This window comes from Coprococcus sp. AF99-45, from assembly GCF_027663865.1.
GTDB lineage: Bacteria > Bacillota > Clostridia > Lachnospirales > Lachnospiraceae > Allocoprococcus > Allocoprococcus comes.
Window position 1 is genome coordinate 52209 of record NZ_JAQDGZ010000013.1, and the last position, 15880, is coordinate 68088.

The following is a 15880-nucleotide window of genomic DNA, read 5'->3' on the forward strand; positions in this document are numbered from 1 at the left end:
TCTATAACGGAAACCACCCCGTGATATCCTACTCGCCCTTTTTCAGATACCCGGCTCCAAAGCTACCTTCTGCAACCACTTCCCGTAAACCGTCTCTCAGCCTGTGAACGGTTCTCTCTTCTTCGGACCAGTCTGCATACTCCTCTTTCTCATTGCCTTTTCCCATAACTATTGATAATCATAGTATTCAAAGTCCGATTTGTCAAGAAGTTCATGAAATCTTTAGAACTTCTTAAAGATTAAATTTTTCACTTAACTCAAAAAAGGCGAAATCCCTCTGAATAAGAAAGATCCCGCCCTAAATTCCTAAGCCTCGTCAATCGCTTTTCCGATATCGTGGCGCATATATTTGTTATCAAATTTAACCCATTCGGTTGCTTTGTAAGCATTGGCACGGGCCTCTTTGAGCGTTGCTCCTTTGGCTGTCACACCGAGGACACGTCCTCCGTTTGTCACGATCTGATCTCCATCGAATTTGGTTCCGGCATGGAAGCAATAGTATCCTTCATGCTTCTTGAACTCGTCAAGACCTGTGATCGGAAGTCCTTTTTCATAAGCGACCGGATAACCGTCAGATGCAAGTACCACACAGACTGCTGCATTGTCTTCAAACTGAAGATCTACCTGATCCAGTGTTCCGTCGATACAGGCTTCGATCACATCGATCAGATCATTTTTCATACGCGGAAGAACAACCTGTGCCTCAGGATCTCCGAATCTGGCATTGTATTCCAGAACCTTCGGTCCGTCTTCGGTAAGCATCAGTCCGAAGAAGATGATCCCCTTGAACTCTCTTCCCTCTGCTGCCATTGCATCTACCGTCTTCTGGTACACATATTTCCGGCAGAATTCGTCAACTTCTTTTGTATAGAAAGGACTCGGTGAGAAAGTTCCCATACCACCGGTATTCAATCCCTGGTCTCCGTCTTTGGCTCTCTTGTGATCCTGCGCGCTTGTCATAGTCTTGATGGTCTTTCCATCTACAAAGGAAAGAACAGAAACCTCACGTCCTGTCATGAATTCTTCTACAACCATGGTATTACCGGATGCACCGAATTTCTTGTCCAGCATGATCTCTTTCACGCCGGCTTTTGCTTCTTCCAACGTATTACAGATCAGTACACCTTTTCCAAGTGCCAGACCATCTGCCTTCAGAACGATCGGAAATTTGGCTGTCTCCAGATAAGCCAGCGCTTCGTCTGCATTGTCAAAGTTCTCATATGCTGCGGTCGGGATGTCATATTTTTTCATCAGATCTTTTGAAAATGCCTTGCTTCCCTCCAGGATTGCTGCATTTTTTCTTGGTCCGAATGCGCGGATCCCGGCTTTTTCAAATTCATCTATAAGGCCGCCAACCAGCGGATCATCCATTCCTACGATTGCCAGATCAATCTCTTTTTCCTTTGCAAATGTAACCAGCTTGTCAAATTCCATCGCACCAATCGGTACACATTCTGCAAGCTCTGCAATCCCGGCATTTCCCGGTGCACAGTACATCTTCTCTACCTTGCTGCTCTTTGCTACACAATATGCAATTGCGTGTTCTCTTCCGCCACCGCCTACGATCAATACTTTCATTGGTGCTCCTCCTTCTCTAACGGGCAATTGACACTCTGCCATCTTTTACTGTTACTTTTCCATTTGCGATCAGGTCGATCGCATGTGGAAGGATCTTCCACTCCGCCTGCTCCATCACTCGTCTCTGCAGAACCTCCGGTGTATCGCCTTCTTCTACTTCAACAGCCTTCTGGAGAATGATCGGACCGGTATCCGTTCCTTCGTCTACAAAATGTACGGTTGCTCCAACCACCTTTACCCCTCTGGCAAGTGCTGCCTCATGAACCTTCAGTCCATAATATCCCGTTCCGCAGAACGACGGAATCAGAGATGGATGGATATTGATGATCTTATTTCGGTATCTGCTGATCATTTCTTCCGGAATCACAACCAAAAATCCCGCCAGAACGATCAGATCCGGTTTCAGTTCGTCTACCTTTTCAAGAAAAACTTTGTTAAACTCTTCTCTTGTCTCAAAATCCTTCGGCGAAACGCACTGTGCCGGGATCTGATGATTCCCGGCTCTTGTGAGTGCATATGCGTTCTTATTATTGCTGATGACACCGACCAGCTCTGTATTGGTGATCGTGCCATTTTCCACTGCATCAATGATTGCCTGCAGATTGGTTCCGCCTCCGGATATAAGTACAGCAACTCTTAACATAAAGTAACTCCTTTTTCTCCTGCTTCTACATAACCAACCACAAATGCTTCATCTCCAGCTTCTTTCATTGCCTTAATTGTAGCATCTACATCCTTTTCATCGACAGCGACAACCATACCGATACCCATATTGAAGGTATTGTACATCATCTCTTCTGCAATGTTGCCAGTCTTTGCGATCAGGTTGAAGATTGCAGGGATTTCATAGCTGTCCTTCTTTACCACTGCACGGATTCCTTCCGGAAGCATTCTCGGAATATTTTCATAGAATCCACCGCCTGTGATATGGCTGCATCCTTTGACTCTTACACCGGCTTCTTTTACGTTCTTCAGTGCTTTTACATAAATTCTGGTCGGAGCAAGAAGTGCTTCGCCAAGTGTCTTTCCTAATTCATCATAGTATGTATTTAAGGATTCTTCTGTAATGTCGAATACCTTACGAACCAGTGAAAATCCATTGCTGTGAACCCCTGTAGACGGCATTGCAACAAGTACATCACCTGGCTTAATATCAGAACCGTCGATAATGTCTTTCTTATCTACAACTCCGACTGCAAAACCTGCAAGGTCGTAATCATTCTCTGGCATCAGTCCCGGATGTTCTGCTGTCTCTCCACCTACAAGTGCACATCCTGACTGCTTACAGCCCTCTGCCACACCGCTTACGATCGTAGCGATCTTTTCCGGGTAATTCTTGCCACAGGCAATATAATCCAGGAAGAATAACGGTTCTCCACCAGAGCATGCGATATCATTCACACACATGGCAACAGCATCAATACCGATCGTATCATGCTTGTCCATTACAAATGCAAGCTTCACCTTTGTTCCACATCCATCTGTTCCGGAAAGAAGTACTGGTTCTTCCATATTCTTGATTCCACTTAAATCAAATGCACCTGCAAAACCGCCAAGCCCTCCTAACACTTCCGGTCTCATGGTTTCTTTTACATGCTTTTTCATAAGTTCTACTGATTTATATCCTGCCTCGATATCTACGCCGGCTGTCTTATAATCCAACATTTTCTATATCCTCCTGGTATTTTCACTGACATCTGTATGCCTACATCTGCTTGATATATTCTTTGTGTCCGATTTTTTCAAGCTTTTCTGCTTTTTTCTGGACGGTTTCTTTCATTTCTGCAGTGTAATCCTTCAATTTCTGAAGAAGCTCAGGATCTGAGGTTGCAAGAATCTTTGCAGCCAGAATAGCTGCGTTTGCTCCGCCATCGATCGCAACTGTGGCAACCGGGATTCCAGGCGGCATCTGAACGATTGAATAGAGTGCGTCGACACCCTCCAGATTCTTCCCTGACATTGGGATTCCGATAACCGGCATCGGGAAAATTGCTGCACACATTCCTGGAAGATGTGCTGCCATACCTGCACCTGCAATAATTACTTTGAAGTCTTTTGCTTCTGCAGACTTCGCATATTCATAGAATACATCAGGCTCACGGTGTGCCGAGATGATCGTCATCTCATAATCGATTCCAAACTTTTCCAGCATGTCGGCAGCTTTTCCCATTACTTTCATATCTGAGTCGCTGCCCATTACGATTCCAACTTTTGGCATAATGATCTCCTTTTCTTTTATCTATAAGTATTTTAATAAATAGCTAACCACTTATAAGTTATTTTACTAAGTCTGTTGCGGTATGTCAACCGTTACTTATCTGACCATTATTTAATTTTACTTATTGGTATTATTGAAAATCCATAACTAATACTAATTCAGAGGTTCATTGAGGATCTCTGTTCCCGGAAGAACAAACCGTCCATCACGGATAATTTCTGTCTCTGTTCCGTCTTTCGCCACTACAACAATGCTTCCCAGCTCATCATAAGGGATGGTGATATCGGTATGGCACTGGAAATATGCTTTCGACGGATCCTCTTTTCTCAAGATCGATATGCTGTTGTCTCTTGCAATAATCTCTTTTCCATCCGGATTGTAAACCTTTACATCCTCTGCCCAGCTGTAGCAGGTATCCCCTACTGCAAAATGCGGTCCCGTCTTTTCAGCGATCAGAATCGTATATTTATCTGCAATATCATATTTCTTCGCAACCGCATAAGCTGTGGTATTGGTTCCGATCGCAAACTCGCCGATCGGAAGTGTCTGATGATTGTGCAGAATGTTATCGAAAATATATTTTTTATTTTCTTCTTCTGAATCAAAATTGGTGCAGGTATACTCTGTGATCTTTCCTTCTTTAAAACTGATCTTCAGATTGTAATACGGAAGTCCGTGAAGAAATACCTTGCTCACAAAAAGGGTACCTTCTGTTCCTTCCAGTACCGGGGAAGTGAACACCTCACCTACCGGGATATTGACATCGGCAACACAGTTTTCAAAGATCGTCTCTTTTGCCGGATCGGCAAGCGGATGAAGCATCACTTTCAGATCCGTCTGGTTTTCGCCTGAGCCTGTTACTTTTACATACTCTCCTTTATCCAGTGCATCGATCATTGTCTGCTGCACCTTCTGGTAAAGCTTGTAATCCAGAGTATTGATCTTGATCGTTTCATCAAAGATCTCATGATACTGCTCTCCGATTTCCGGAACCGGCCAGGAAATGATCGTAAAGCTTCTCTCATCTCCCGGAAGATATTCATTGGTCAGACGTCCGGCTCTTCCATTCATCGCAACCAGAAGTTCTTCCTGCTTTTCGCTTAATTTAACTGCCTCTGGTTTAGCCTGCGGAACAAAAGTCTTTTCTCCGAAAATGTCGATCACTGCCGGTCCTGCATAGCCTGCTGCAATCTCTTTATTCTGCTCGTAAGTGGTACGCATCACTTCCAGCTTTCGCTCTACATACTGTTTATCCATCACAAGCCCGATATCATCTCTGTGGTCATAGACATACTGCTTGTTGCCGGAAATATTGAAAAATCCGATCTGGCTGTTACGTCCTCTTGTGATCACGCTGTGACTTGTTCGGAAAATACTCGGCTTTAAACCCATTTTGGCAAAATTCTCAATGGCTTTTTTTACGATCCGTTCAAATCCCATTGCATAGTAAATGTTGACTACAGATTTTTTTGACAGGTCTTTTCCGGTATTTACAAAACCAATCCTGTATCCTTCACTGAAGGTATCTGCCATCTTATCAATCTTCTCCTGTGAAAGTGAATTTAAGTATGCGGCTGTCTCTCTTTCATTTACCCCCACATATTCTCCCATACGGTAGAGATAACGCAGATCGGAAAGATCTTCATTCATGATCATATTCACAATGAAGCATCCTCTTTCCGGATCGATCTGGTCTTTGATGCGGTCTGCCGCAAATACATCACAGTAATCACTTGCATACCAGTAAAAGATTTCCTTCAGGCTTTCCGGCTGCGGCTGCTTTTCTTCTTCAAATTTGTTGTAGATTTCAATCAAAAGCTCTGCTCCGATCACAACATACTCCATACGCTGTTCCTGAACATAAGAAATGCCTCCGCGGATCTCGGTGTAAACCGCAGACAAAAAGCTTCCCAGTTCTCCTCCCAGCACCAAAACCGCATAAGCCGGATTTGCATAAGATTTCTCATAGTTTGCTTCCAGTTCGTCTGCATAAAGATCCTTCATCTCTTCCTGCAGCTCTTCTTCTGACATCTCTTTCTGCTTTCCGCTTTCCACATTCTGTTTCAGCTCATCAAGCTTTAAAATAAACCGAGCCACATGCTGGAAATACTCCCGATATGGCTCTGCTACTGTTTTTTCTTCTATTATTGCTTTCATTCTGTCAATTGCCAGATTATATCTTTCTTCCATTTATACACATCCTCTTATAAATACTAAGATCAGGGCAAGTAAAATAAATCCGTTTACAACAATTCCGATCTTGCAGGTCAGATAATTTTTATCTCTTTCTTTAAATCCTTTTACACCCGTTACAATACCGATGCAGGCAAGAATCATATCGAAAACCCCAAAGCTTCCTACCATTGCTGCTGATTTCCCTTTATTCATAAATGCCATTACAATCAATCCCGCTATCACTGCCGTAACAAGTACTGCCATCACACAGGACCAGATTCCCTTGCGGGAATGCTTTCTTTTTATCTGACCATACTTCCGGCTTCTTTTATTTCGATCTCTTTCGCGTGCTCTTTTTTTATCTCTCCTGCTTCGCATCGTGCCATCTCCTTATCATATTACAAATCGCGAAGACGATATACCCGATCACACCGCCAAAGGTGTTGAGCAGCATATCATCCACATCAAAACTCCCCACTCTTGTTACCAGCTGAAAGCACTCCACAAAGAAGCTCACTCCAAAACTGTAGAAAAGGGTAAGAAAAAAGCTGCGATACCGGCTTGCCATCGGCATAAAAAATCCAAATGGTATGAAAATCAGGACATTTCCGAACAGATTTGCATAAGATACCCATCCTAAAACATCTCGATACAGCCAAAATCTTTTTATTTCACAGAAAAGAACCAGGTTATAATGATATTCCCCGGTTCCTTCCCGTCCATACCAGTCAGAAAAAATCAGAAAGTAAAATAAAAATCCAATATACAGGACAAATAAAATCTTCCCAAGAACCCGAAGTCTTTTTCTGTTCTTTGCTTTCAACTTAAAGCGCCCTTCCTAAAATGTCAGTCCCTTTTTCGCACCAAGCAGCTTTCCACCGCTGACAAGCAAAATGATCCCGGTTGTCACACCAACAACAATAGAAATAATTCCGATCGCAATATTGGCACCGCCGGCAAGTCCCATCACCTTATATGTCTTTTCTGTCACTGTAACTCCTCCTTATTTTGCACCATACTGCTCATAGTATGCGTCGATTGCAGCCTTGATCTTGTCATCGATAACAATTTCACCATTGCATGGTTTATTGTACAGATGCTCTACTACATCCTTCATGGTTACGATTGCATTAGTTTCAAATCCGTAAAGATCCTTTACTTCATCGAGTGCGCATTTCACACCGCCTTTTCCTACTTCCATACGGTCAAGTGATACCATCAGTCCAACAATTGTTACATCAGCGGCTCCTCTTACCTTCGGTACAGTCTCTTCCATGGATTTGCCGGATGTGGTAACATCTTCGATCATAACCACGCGGTCTCCGTCCTGAAGCTTGCTTCCGAGGAAGCTTCCCTTATCTGCTCCGTGATCTTTTTCTTCTTTACGGTCTGAGCAGTAACGGATCTCTTTTCCGTATAATTCACTGTAAGCGATCGCGGTTACAACTCCAAGCGGGATTCCTTTGTAAGCAGGTCCGAATAATACATCAAAATCATCCCCGTATTTGTCATGGATTGCTTTTGCGTAATATTCACCGAGTCTTTTGAGCTGTGATCCTGTCACATAAGCTCCTGCATTCATGAAGAACGGGGACTTTCTTCCGCTTTTCAGTGTAAATTCTCCAAATTTAAGCACGTGGCTTTCTACCATAAAATCAATAAATTCCTGTTTGTAGCTTTCCATTTTATTTATCCTCCATCTCTTATCTGTTCTTTATTTTACAATTCCAACCATATCTTTCACAGACTCAAAGCCATTCTTCTTCATGTAGGCTTCAATTCCATCGATCACTTCCATCGTCACTGCCGGATTGTGAAAGTTGGCTGTTCCTACGGATACGGCACTTGCTCCTGCAAGAAGGAACTCGATCGCATCTTCTGCGCAGGAAATACCGCCCATCCCGATGATCGGGATATTCACTGCCTGTGCTACCTGATATACCATGCGGACAGCGATCGGTTTGACGATCGGTCCTGATACACCTCCGGTCTTATTTGCCACTGCAAATGTCTTGCGATTGATATCAATCTTCATACCGGTCAGTGTATTGATCAGGGAAACTGCGTCCGCACCGCCTGCTTCTGCCGCTTTTGCTATCTCAGTAATATCGGTTACATTCGGTGTCAACTTCATGATAATCGGCTGCTTTGCGATCTTCTTGATCTGTCCGGTCAGCTCTTCTACATGCTTTGCATCCTGTCCGAAAGCAAGGAATCCTGCATTGACATTCGGGCAGGAAATGTTGATTTCCATCATATCGATCGGTTCATCCGCAAGGCGTTCTACCACTTCAAGATACTCTTCCGGTGCATGTCCGCAGACATTCACAATGATCTTGGTATCATAATTTTTCAGATACGGAATATCTCTTTTACAGAACAGATCGATTCCCGGATTCTGAAGTCCTATGGCGTTCATCATTCCGCCGTAAACCTCGGCTACACGCGGAGTCGGATTGCCCGGCCACGGTACATTTGCCACACCTTTTGTTGTCACAGCTCCAAGCTTGTTCAGATCTACAAATTCAGAAAACTCTTCTCCTGATCCGAAGGTTCCTGATGCCACTGTTACCGGATTCTTCCATTCTACTCCGGCAATATTTACACGCATATCCATTAGATTTCCACCTCCGTAGAAAGAAATACCGGTCCGTCTTTACAGATACGTTTGTTGTGCACATTGCTGTGCGCATCCTTTTCCTTTGACTTGCACACGCACGCAAGACAGGCACCGATTCCACATGCCATTCTCTCTTCCAGAGAAATATAGCATTCGATTCCGTTTGTTTCTGCATACTGTTTGATCGCACGGAGCATCGGAGTTGGTCCACAGGCATAGATCATATCTGCTTCCAGCGCATTCTCACGGATTGCATCCATGACATTTCCTTTTGTTCCGACACTGCCATCTTCGGTTGAAATATAAAGCTCTCCTGCCTGTTCAAATTCTTCTTTCAGGAAGGTATGTGCATCACGGTATCCAACCACAATCTGCTTTTTCTCACATTCCATCTGTTTTGCAAGCTCCAGGATCGGCGGCACACCGATTCCTCCTCCCATCAGAAATACCTTCTTTCCTTCGGCCTTCTCAAATGGGAATCCATTACCAAGTGGTCCGATCACCGGAATGGTATCTCCTGCCTTCATCTGTGAAAATTCTTCTGTTCCGGTTTTTTCCCCTGTTACACGGTAAACCACACGAAGTTTTCCACCTTCTTTATCGATCTCACAGATACTGATCGGGCGTGGAAGAAGCTTGCTTCCATCATTGGTATACATGGAAATAAACTGCCCCGGTCTTGCACTCCCTGCTGCTTCTGTCTGGATCCACATACTGAAGATTCCATCTGCAAGCTGCTCCTGCGATACAACCTTTGCCTGTTCTTTTTTCTTTGTAGTCATCTTCTATTCTCCTATAATCCGGATTTGCCGGTATGTCAGAAGCTTCTGTCACACCGGCTCATTCTTTTCTCTTATCTGTTCTCAAGCGCGCCTTTGATATCTGCTACCATGGCTTCTACTGCTGCACGGGATGCATCTCCAAAGTTCTCTGCACCGTATTTTGCATAAGCTTCCTGCTTATATGCTGCAATGATTCCTCTGGATGAGTTTACGATTGCTCCAAGTCCATCTTCATTGAAGAAATGAACCAGATCTTTTCCTTTTCCACCTTGTGCACCGTATCCCGGAACCAGAATGTAGGATTTCGGCATTACTTTACGAAGGACTTTTCCCATCTCCGGATAAGTAGCTCCCACAACTGCTCCGATGTAGCTATAATCATCACCCATGCAGTCTGCTCCCCACTCGGCAACCTTTTCTCCTACCAGTTCGTAAAGCGGACGGCCATCGATCAGCCGATCCTGGAATTCTCCACTGGATGGATTGGATGTCTTAACAAGGATAAAAAGACCTTTCTTCTCTTCTTTACATACTTCGATAAATGGCTTTACTCCGTCAGATCCAAGATACGGATTCACAGTAGCGAAATCTTCATCGAACGGTACATAGGATTTGCTTCCTACCTGAACTCTTCCAAGATGTCCAACAGCATATGCTGCTGAAGTAGAACCGATATCACCTCTCTTGATATCTCCGATAACAACAAGTCCCTTTTCTTTACAGTAGTCTACCGTCTTCTTGAATGCCTGAAGTCCCGGAATTCCGAACTGTTCGTACATAGCGATCTGCGGTTTAACTGCCGGGATCAGATCATAAGTCTTATCCACGATCTCTTTGTTGAACTGCCAGATAGCTTCTGCTGCTCCTTCCAAAGTCTCTCCATACTCTGCAAATGCCTTTTTCTGTACCTGCTCTGGTACATAGGAAAGCATCGGATCCAGTCCGACAACGATAGGTGCTCCTGTTTTTTTAATGTTAGCGACTAATTTGTTAATCATCTTATTCCCTCCAGTTTTCTATTTATATTTTTGCTGTAACAGAAAGTATTGTCCTTTTGTTACCTGAAAAAAAATATTCTTTACTTATGATATCATATTAAAAACTAAAAGGGAATGCCGTTTTCGGCATTCCCTCCGGATTTCTGTTATTGATTGATTTTATTTCTCACCTGTTCCAATGCTGCATCAAGCTGATTATCTGCATTCGGATTATTCTCATCCTGCTGATATTCAACTTCTACGTCCGGCGTAATTCCTTTTTTGTGAATATTTCTTCCATTCGGAGTATAGTACTCAGCCATTGTCAGCTTCACACAGGTTCCGTCTCCAAGATCAAAAATCTGCTGAACGATTCCTTTTCCGTAAGTTGTGGTTCCGACGATCGATCCAAGTCCGTAGTCCTGGATCGCTCCGGCAAAAATCTCGGAAGCACTTGCACTGTTGCCGTCAACAACAACCGACATCGGCTTCGTAAACTGGTGTTCATCATCCGATGAGATCACCTCTTCGTGACCACTCTTGTCTTTTGTTGACACGATCGTACCTTTTGGCAGTAACAGATCCAGCATCTGTGTGACTGTCGCAAGATTGCCTCCCGGATTCGCCCGAAGATCAACCACAAGTCCTTTCATCCCCTGGTCCTCCAGACTGCCGAGTGCACTCTTGAACTGGTCATAGGTCACACTGTCAAATTCCGTAACCCGGATATAACCGATCTGGTCATCCTTCATTTCAGACTTAACTGTCTCCACCTGGATTTTTCTCCGGGTAACCGTCATTGTCACTTCCTTCGCATCATCCCCACGCAGGACTGTGATATCAACAGTCGTATTCTCTACACCGCGGATCAGCTGTACAACATCGGAAAGATCCGTTCCACTTACATCCTTATCTCCAACCTTATACAGAATATCATTTACCTTGATACCTGCTTCATTCGCCGGGCTGTTCTCATAAACCTGAACTGCAGTGATCACCTTAGTTTCCTGATTCTGTGAAAAAACAACTCCGATTCCCGAATACTCTCCCGAAGTTGATTCCTGCAGGGATTTAGTCTGTTCTTCATCATAGTATACGGAATATGGATCTCCCAGTGCATTAATGTATCCACTGTAAAGTCCGTTCTCCAGATCTTCTTCTTTCAAATCATCTGTATAAAGATAATTTTCATCAATCAGCTTTTTCAGTTTATTCAGTTTTTTCTCTTCCTGCGCATTTACAACCTTTTCCTGACTGGTTCCAAGGTCTACACCTGCAACATTCATAATTCCAAGTGCCGCAGCACCTACCATAAACATGGCGAGGGCGCCTGCAAGCGCCCCCTTCCAAAAATTCTTTTTATTATTTTCCATCATTTACTCTTTCATACCTGTTATGTATTATCTTACAGATAGTTCAGTGGATTGACCGGTACACCACCTACATGAACTTCAAAGTGAAGATGTGGTCCTGTGGAAATTCCGGTCGTACCGACATTTCCGATCACCTGACCTCTTGCCACCGTCTGTCCCACGGTAACATTCATCGAACTCAGATGCTGATACCATGTCTGCATTCCATTACCGTGATTGATTACGATGTAATTTCCACGTGCACTGTTGTACTGTGCGGTAATAACGGTACCGGAATCAGCCGCATAAACTGCTGCTCCGTATCCTGCACCATAATCGATTCCGTCATGACCGGTTGTTGCACCTGCAGTCGGTGCCACACGTCCGCCAAAGCCACTGGTAATCGCTGCTCCCGGTACCGGATGTGTAAGTGATCCGGTTCCCGATGCACTTGCATTGCTGCTTGTATTGCCTGAGCCGCCTGAACTGCTTGTGCCTGACGAAGCTGATGCCTGAGCTGCCGCCGCTGCCTGTGCAGCCTGAGCAGCTGCCGTTGCTTCTGCTTCTTTTCTGCGGGCTTCTGCCGCCTCAGCTGCTGCAATCAGCTGCTTCAGCTTGTCAGCATTACTGCTGATCTCAGATGTCAGGTTATCGATCTGAATATTTTTATCAGCAAGAAGCTTTTCTACATTTGCCTGTTCTCCCGCAAGTTCATCCTGCAGGCTTTCCAGCTCTGCATACTCTTTTTTAAGTGCATTTTCTCTGTTCTCGACATCTTTTCTTGTATCTTCGTATTCTACAAGAAGTTCACGGTCGCATTTGGAAATCTTATTGATGTATTCTGCTTTGTTCAGCAGATCTGCAATACTGTTAGCTTCCATCAGGATCTCCAGGAATTCATTGCTCCCGTTCTCATACATATACTTGATACGCAGCTTCATCGTCTGGTACTGGTCATCTTCGTTGGCTTTCGCAGTTACCAGCTCTGTCTCTGCATCATTGATCTCAGTCTCTTTTGCAGTCAGATCTGACTGTGTCTTCTCCATCTTTGATACAATGGAATCCAGTTCCGAAGAAAGTTCCGACTTCTCCGCCTCAGCCGTATTCTTCTGCTGTTCCAGCTCCTGCTGCTTCTTTTTCGCATCCGAAATATCATCAGCCTGTGCCGGAATTACCATACTGAAGCAAAGCGTAAACGCCAGTAACGCCCCAAGTATCTTTTTCCCTCTTATCATATTCGTCTCCCTTAAATATTATGCGACTAGACTCTTAAGTGCTTTCTAATCGTAAAGAAACTTCCCACAAAACCAATTCCGATTCCCAGTAAAAGTCCGACCGGAAGCAGTGTCTTGTATACCTGCCCCACCGGAAGGAAATCCAGAATATTATTCAGCAGACTGAATTTTGTAAGAATATAAGTAATTGCTCTATTATAAAGTACATAAAGGATACCAAGCGGAATCGCCGCACCGACAAGACCGATCAGGATACCTTCAATGATAAACGGTGCCCGTACAAAACCATCCTTCGCACCGATATATTTCATGATTGCAATCTCTTCCCTTCGGACAGTAATACCCATTGTGACCGTATTGCTGATCAGGAAAATGGATACTGCCAGAAGAATCGCGATGATAACAACCGATACATACCATACCAGCTTGTTCACGCTGTTCAGTGTATTGGCTACGGTATCTGATTTGTTAACCTTGCGAACCCCGTCAAGGCTTTCCGCAAAGGAAACCAGCTTCTTCTGTGAAGCCACATCTGTCATATATACTTCATAGTTGTCAGATCCTGCCAGAGGATTATCATTTTTAAATCCTTCTGCAAGGTCACTTGATTCGCCAAAATACTGATCTTTAAATGTCTCCCATGCTTCGTCCGCAGACACATACTTGATCTCTTTTACACCATCCTGCTTTTTAAGCTGTGCGCCAATATTATCAATCTGCTCCTGCGTTGCATCATCATTAAAAAATACAGTGATTGCCACGCCTTCTTCTGCTTTGTGTACAATATACTGGAAGTTCATAATAATTGAGAAAAACAGTCCGAACACAAAGATACATGCAGCCATAGTTGCAACAGATGCCAGTGAAAACATCTTATTTCTTCCAATATTCTTAACTCCCTGTTTCGCGGAGTATCCAACTGTACTAATCCTCATGCTTATACCCACCTTCTTGTTCGTCGCTGACAATGACACCCTTCTTCATCGTAATAACGCGCTTTTTCATCTCGTTTACAATTTCCTGGTTGTGAGTAACTACCAGAACTGTAGTTCCTCTCTCGTTTGCTTCTTCAAGAAGTTTCATGATCTCCCATGAGTTGGTTGGATCCAGATTTCCTGTCGGTTCGTCAGCCAGCAAAATGGCAGGCTCATTTACAACAGCTCTGGCAATTGCAACTCTCTGCTGTTCCCCACCGGACAATTCCTTCGGGAACGCTTTGTACTTCTGTGCCAGTCCGACAAGTGACAGAGCCGCCGGCACTTTCTTTTTGATGACACGGGTTGATTTTTCTGTAACCCGCTGTGCAAATGCAATATTCTCATAAATATTGCGGTCTTTCAGAAGTCTGAAATCCTGGAATACAACGCCGATTCCTCTTCTGTACTGCGGAATCTGGCGATGTTTCATACGATTCAGATTCTGACCGTTGACAATAATCGTACCTGACGTTGGTTCGATCTCCTTCATCAGAAGACGTATCAACGTAGACTTTCCGGAACCGCTGTCTCCAACTACGAATACGAACTCTCCCTGTTCGATCCGAAGGTTGATACCATTGAGTGCAGCAATACCCTTCGAGTATTCCTTGGTAACTTCTTTAAGTTCTATCATATGCTCCTCCTAATTATCCATACTCCGATATAACTTAATACTCCAGTGTTTCCATGTATTTCATATATTTGACTACCATCAGCGCGATCTTAAATGTGATTGCGTCCTCAAATACGCGCAGATCCAGTCCTGTGCTCTTCTGCAGTTTGTCAAGACGGTACACCAGTGTATTTCTGTGAATATACAGCTGTCTTGATGTCTCGGAAACATTCAGGCTGTTCTCAAAGAACTTATTGATGGTCGTGAGCGTCTCTTCATCAAATTCGTCCGGAGATTTCCCCTCAAAAATTTCGCGGATAAACATCTTGCAGAGCGGAATTGGAAGCTGATAGATCAGTCGTCCGATTCCAAGCGCACTATATGCAATAACTTCCTTCTCGTCGAAGAAGATCTTTCCTACATCGAGCGCAAGCTTCGCTTCTTTGTAAGACTTGGATACTTCTTTGATGTCATTGACGATCGTACCATATGCGATACGGACATTCTCTTCTCCTTCTGCTTTCAGAAGATCAAGAATCTCATGTGCAGTCTTGTCCATCTCCGGATATCCATCGCCAGGACCTAATTCTTTTACTACGATGATGTTCTTCTCATCAACAGCTGTAATAAAGTCCTTGCCCTTTCCACCCAGAACAGAACGGAGACTGTCAAGCGCACTGACATCTCTTTCCCGAGAAGTCTCAACTATAAAGATATCACGTTTTACCTCTGTGTCAATATGTAATTTTTTGGCGCGATTATAAATATCCACCAGAAGAAGGTTGTCAAGAAGAAGGTTTTTGATGAAATTATCCTTGTCAAAACGCTCCTTATATGCTACCAGAAGATTCTGGATCTGGAAGGCTGCAATCTTGCCAACCATATAAACATCTTCACTGCCGCCATTGGCGATCAGAATGTACTCCAGCTGGTGTTCATCATAAATTTTGAAAAACTGATACCCCTGAATCACCTGACTTTCTGCCGGAGATTCTACAAACGAAAGAACGGCATTCTCATAATCTCCAGGCTCCGGAAATGTTGTCGCCAAAGTCTTTCCATCTGTATCCATCACTCCAAGATCAATCCTTGTAATTGATTTCAACCCTTCAATCGTATTCTGCAGTATCTGATTTGATATCATATTCTCTCTCCTCCATCCTCCGTGGTTCTATACACTTTGTACAATCTTCATCCCCCGCAACTGTGGACTTAGCCATATACATATAATACTTTAATACATATTACCAAAAAAATAAAGAGGAAATCACATTTTTTTATGCATTTCCTCAATTGAGTTTATTATAAAATTTATTCTATCAAAAAAGATTTTTTGATTTTTTTTATTATTTT

General features: G+C 43.7%; 17 protein-coding genes and 1 other annotated feature (1 of these 18 running past the window's edge). All 17 genes read right to left on the reverse strand.

The window, feature by feature from the left end:
* Positions 1–162: a binding site (T-box leader), on the reverse strand (it extends 70 nt beyond the left edge of the window).
* A 144-nt stretch (positions 163–306) separates the two neighbouring features.
* Positions 307–1578 (reverse strand): phosphoribosylamine--glycine ligase, encoded by a 1272-nt coding sequence (purD, locus tag PGR14_RS10435; RefSeq protein ID WP_022220987.1) that lies wholly within the window; start codon positions 1576–1578, stop codon positions 307–309.
* Between the two features lie 16 nt (positions 1579–1594).
* Entirely contained in the window at positions 1595–2221 is a 627-nt protein-coding gene (gene purN, locus PGR14_RS10440) for a phosphoribosylglycinamide formyltransferase (protein WP_270223352.1), read from the reverse strand.
* On the reverse strand, positions 2215–3240 hold the full coding sequence (purM, locus tag PGR14_RS10445; RefSeq protein WP_055156423.1) for a phosphoribosylformylglycinamidine cyclo-ligase: 1026 nt from the start codon (positions 3238–3240) through the stop codon (positions 2215–2217). Before purM ends, purN begins: the two co-directional genes overlap by 7 nt.
* 43 nt (positions 3241–3283) lie before the next feature.
* Positions 3284–3796, reverse strand: a complete 513-nt coding sequence (gene purE, locus PGR14_RS10450; RefSeq protein ID WP_008372927.1) for a 5-(carboxyamino)imidazole ribonucleotide mutase — start codon at positions 3794–3796, stop codon at positions 3284–3286.
* Between the two features lie 153 nt (positions 3797–3949).
* Positions 3950–5986, reverse strand: a complete 2037-nt coding sequence (locus PGR14_RS10455; RefSeq protein WP_055261105.1) for an aminopeptidase — start codon at positions 5984–5986, stop codon at positions 3950–3952.
* Positions 5987–6349 (reverse strand): DUF6142 family protein, encoded by a 363-nt coding sequence (locus PGR14_RS10460; protein ID WP_055156367.1) that lies wholly within the window; start codon positions 6347–6349, stop codon positions 5987–5989.
* Positions 6330–6794, reverse strand: a complete 465-nt coding sequence (locus PGR14_RS10465) for a VanZ family protein (RefSeq protein ID WP_055156365.1) — start codon at positions 6792–6794, stop codon at positions 6330–6332. Before PGR14_RS10465 ends, PGR14_RS10460 begins: the two co-directional genes overlap by 20 nt.
* 15 nt (positions 6795–6809) lie before the next feature.
* The gene (locus PGR14_RS10470; protein WP_008372918.1) at positions 6810–6962 is read right to left on the reverse strand and encodes a hypothetical protein; all 153 of its coding nucleotides are present in this window, start codon (positions 6960–6962) and stop codon (positions 6810–6812) included.
* Between the two features lie 12 nt (positions 6963–6974).
* The gene (pyrE, locus tag PGR14_RS10475) at positions 6975–7655 is read right to left on the reverse strand and encodes an orotate phosphoribosyltransferase (protein ID WP_008372917.1); all 681 of its coding nucleotides are present in this window, start codon (positions 7653–7655) and stop codon (positions 6975–6977) included.
* A 30-nt stretch (positions 7656–7685) separates the two neighbouring features.
* A complete protein-coding gene (locus tag PGR14_RS10480) occupies positions 7686–8588 on the reverse strand; it encodes a dihydroorotate dehydrogenase (RefSeq protein WP_008372915.1) in 903 nt (300 codons plus the stop codon).
* Positions 8588–9373, reverse strand: coding sequence for a dihydroorotate dehydrogenase electron transfer subunit (locus PGR14_RS10485; RefSeq protein ID WP_022220989.1), 786 nt, complete (start codon positions 9371–9373; stop codon positions 8588–8590). Before PGR14_RS10485 ends, PGR14_RS10480 begins: the two co-directional genes overlap by 1 nt.
* Positions 9374–9444: 71 nt before the next feature.
* The gene (gene pyrF / locus PGR14_RS10490) at positions 9445–10371 is read right to left on the reverse strand and encodes an orotidine-5'-phosphate decarboxylase (RefSeq protein WP_008372910.1); all 927 of its coding nucleotides are present in this window, start codon (positions 10369–10371) and stop codon (positions 9445–9447) included.
* 146 nt (positions 10372–10517) lie between these two features.
* Entirely contained in the window at positions 10518–11726 is a 1209-nt protein-coding gene (locus PGR14_RS10495) for a S41 family peptidase (protein WP_438265875.1), read from the reverse strand.
* Positions 11727–11755: 29 nt separating this feature from the next.
* Positions 11756–12937, reverse strand: a complete 1182-nt coding sequence (locus PGR14_RS10500) for a murein hydrolase activator EnvC family protein (RefSeq protein ID WP_055156361.1) — start codon at positions 12935–12937, stop codon at positions 11756–11758.
* Positions 12938–12963: 26 nt separating this feature from the next.
* On the reverse strand, positions 12964–13872 hold the full coding sequence (ftsX, locus tag PGR14_RS10505; protein WP_008372902.1) for a permease-like cell division protein FtsX: 909 nt from the start codon (positions 13870–13872) through the stop codon (positions 12964–12966).
* Positions 13862–14548, reverse strand: coding sequence for a cell division ATP-binding protein FtsE (gene ftsE, locus PGR14_RS10510; RefSeq protein WP_008372900.1), 687 nt, complete (start codon positions 14546–14548; stop codon positions 13862–13864). Before ftsE ends, ftsX begins: the two co-directional genes overlap by 11 nt.
* Before the next feature lie 34 nt (positions 14549–14582).
* Positions 14583–15671 (reverse strand): PucR family transcriptional regulator, encoded by a 1089-nt coding sequence (locus tag PGR14_RS10515; protein ID WP_055156356.1) that lies wholly within the window; start codon positions 15669–15671, stop codon positions 14583–14585.
* Positions 15672–15880 lie beyond the last annotated feature (209 nt).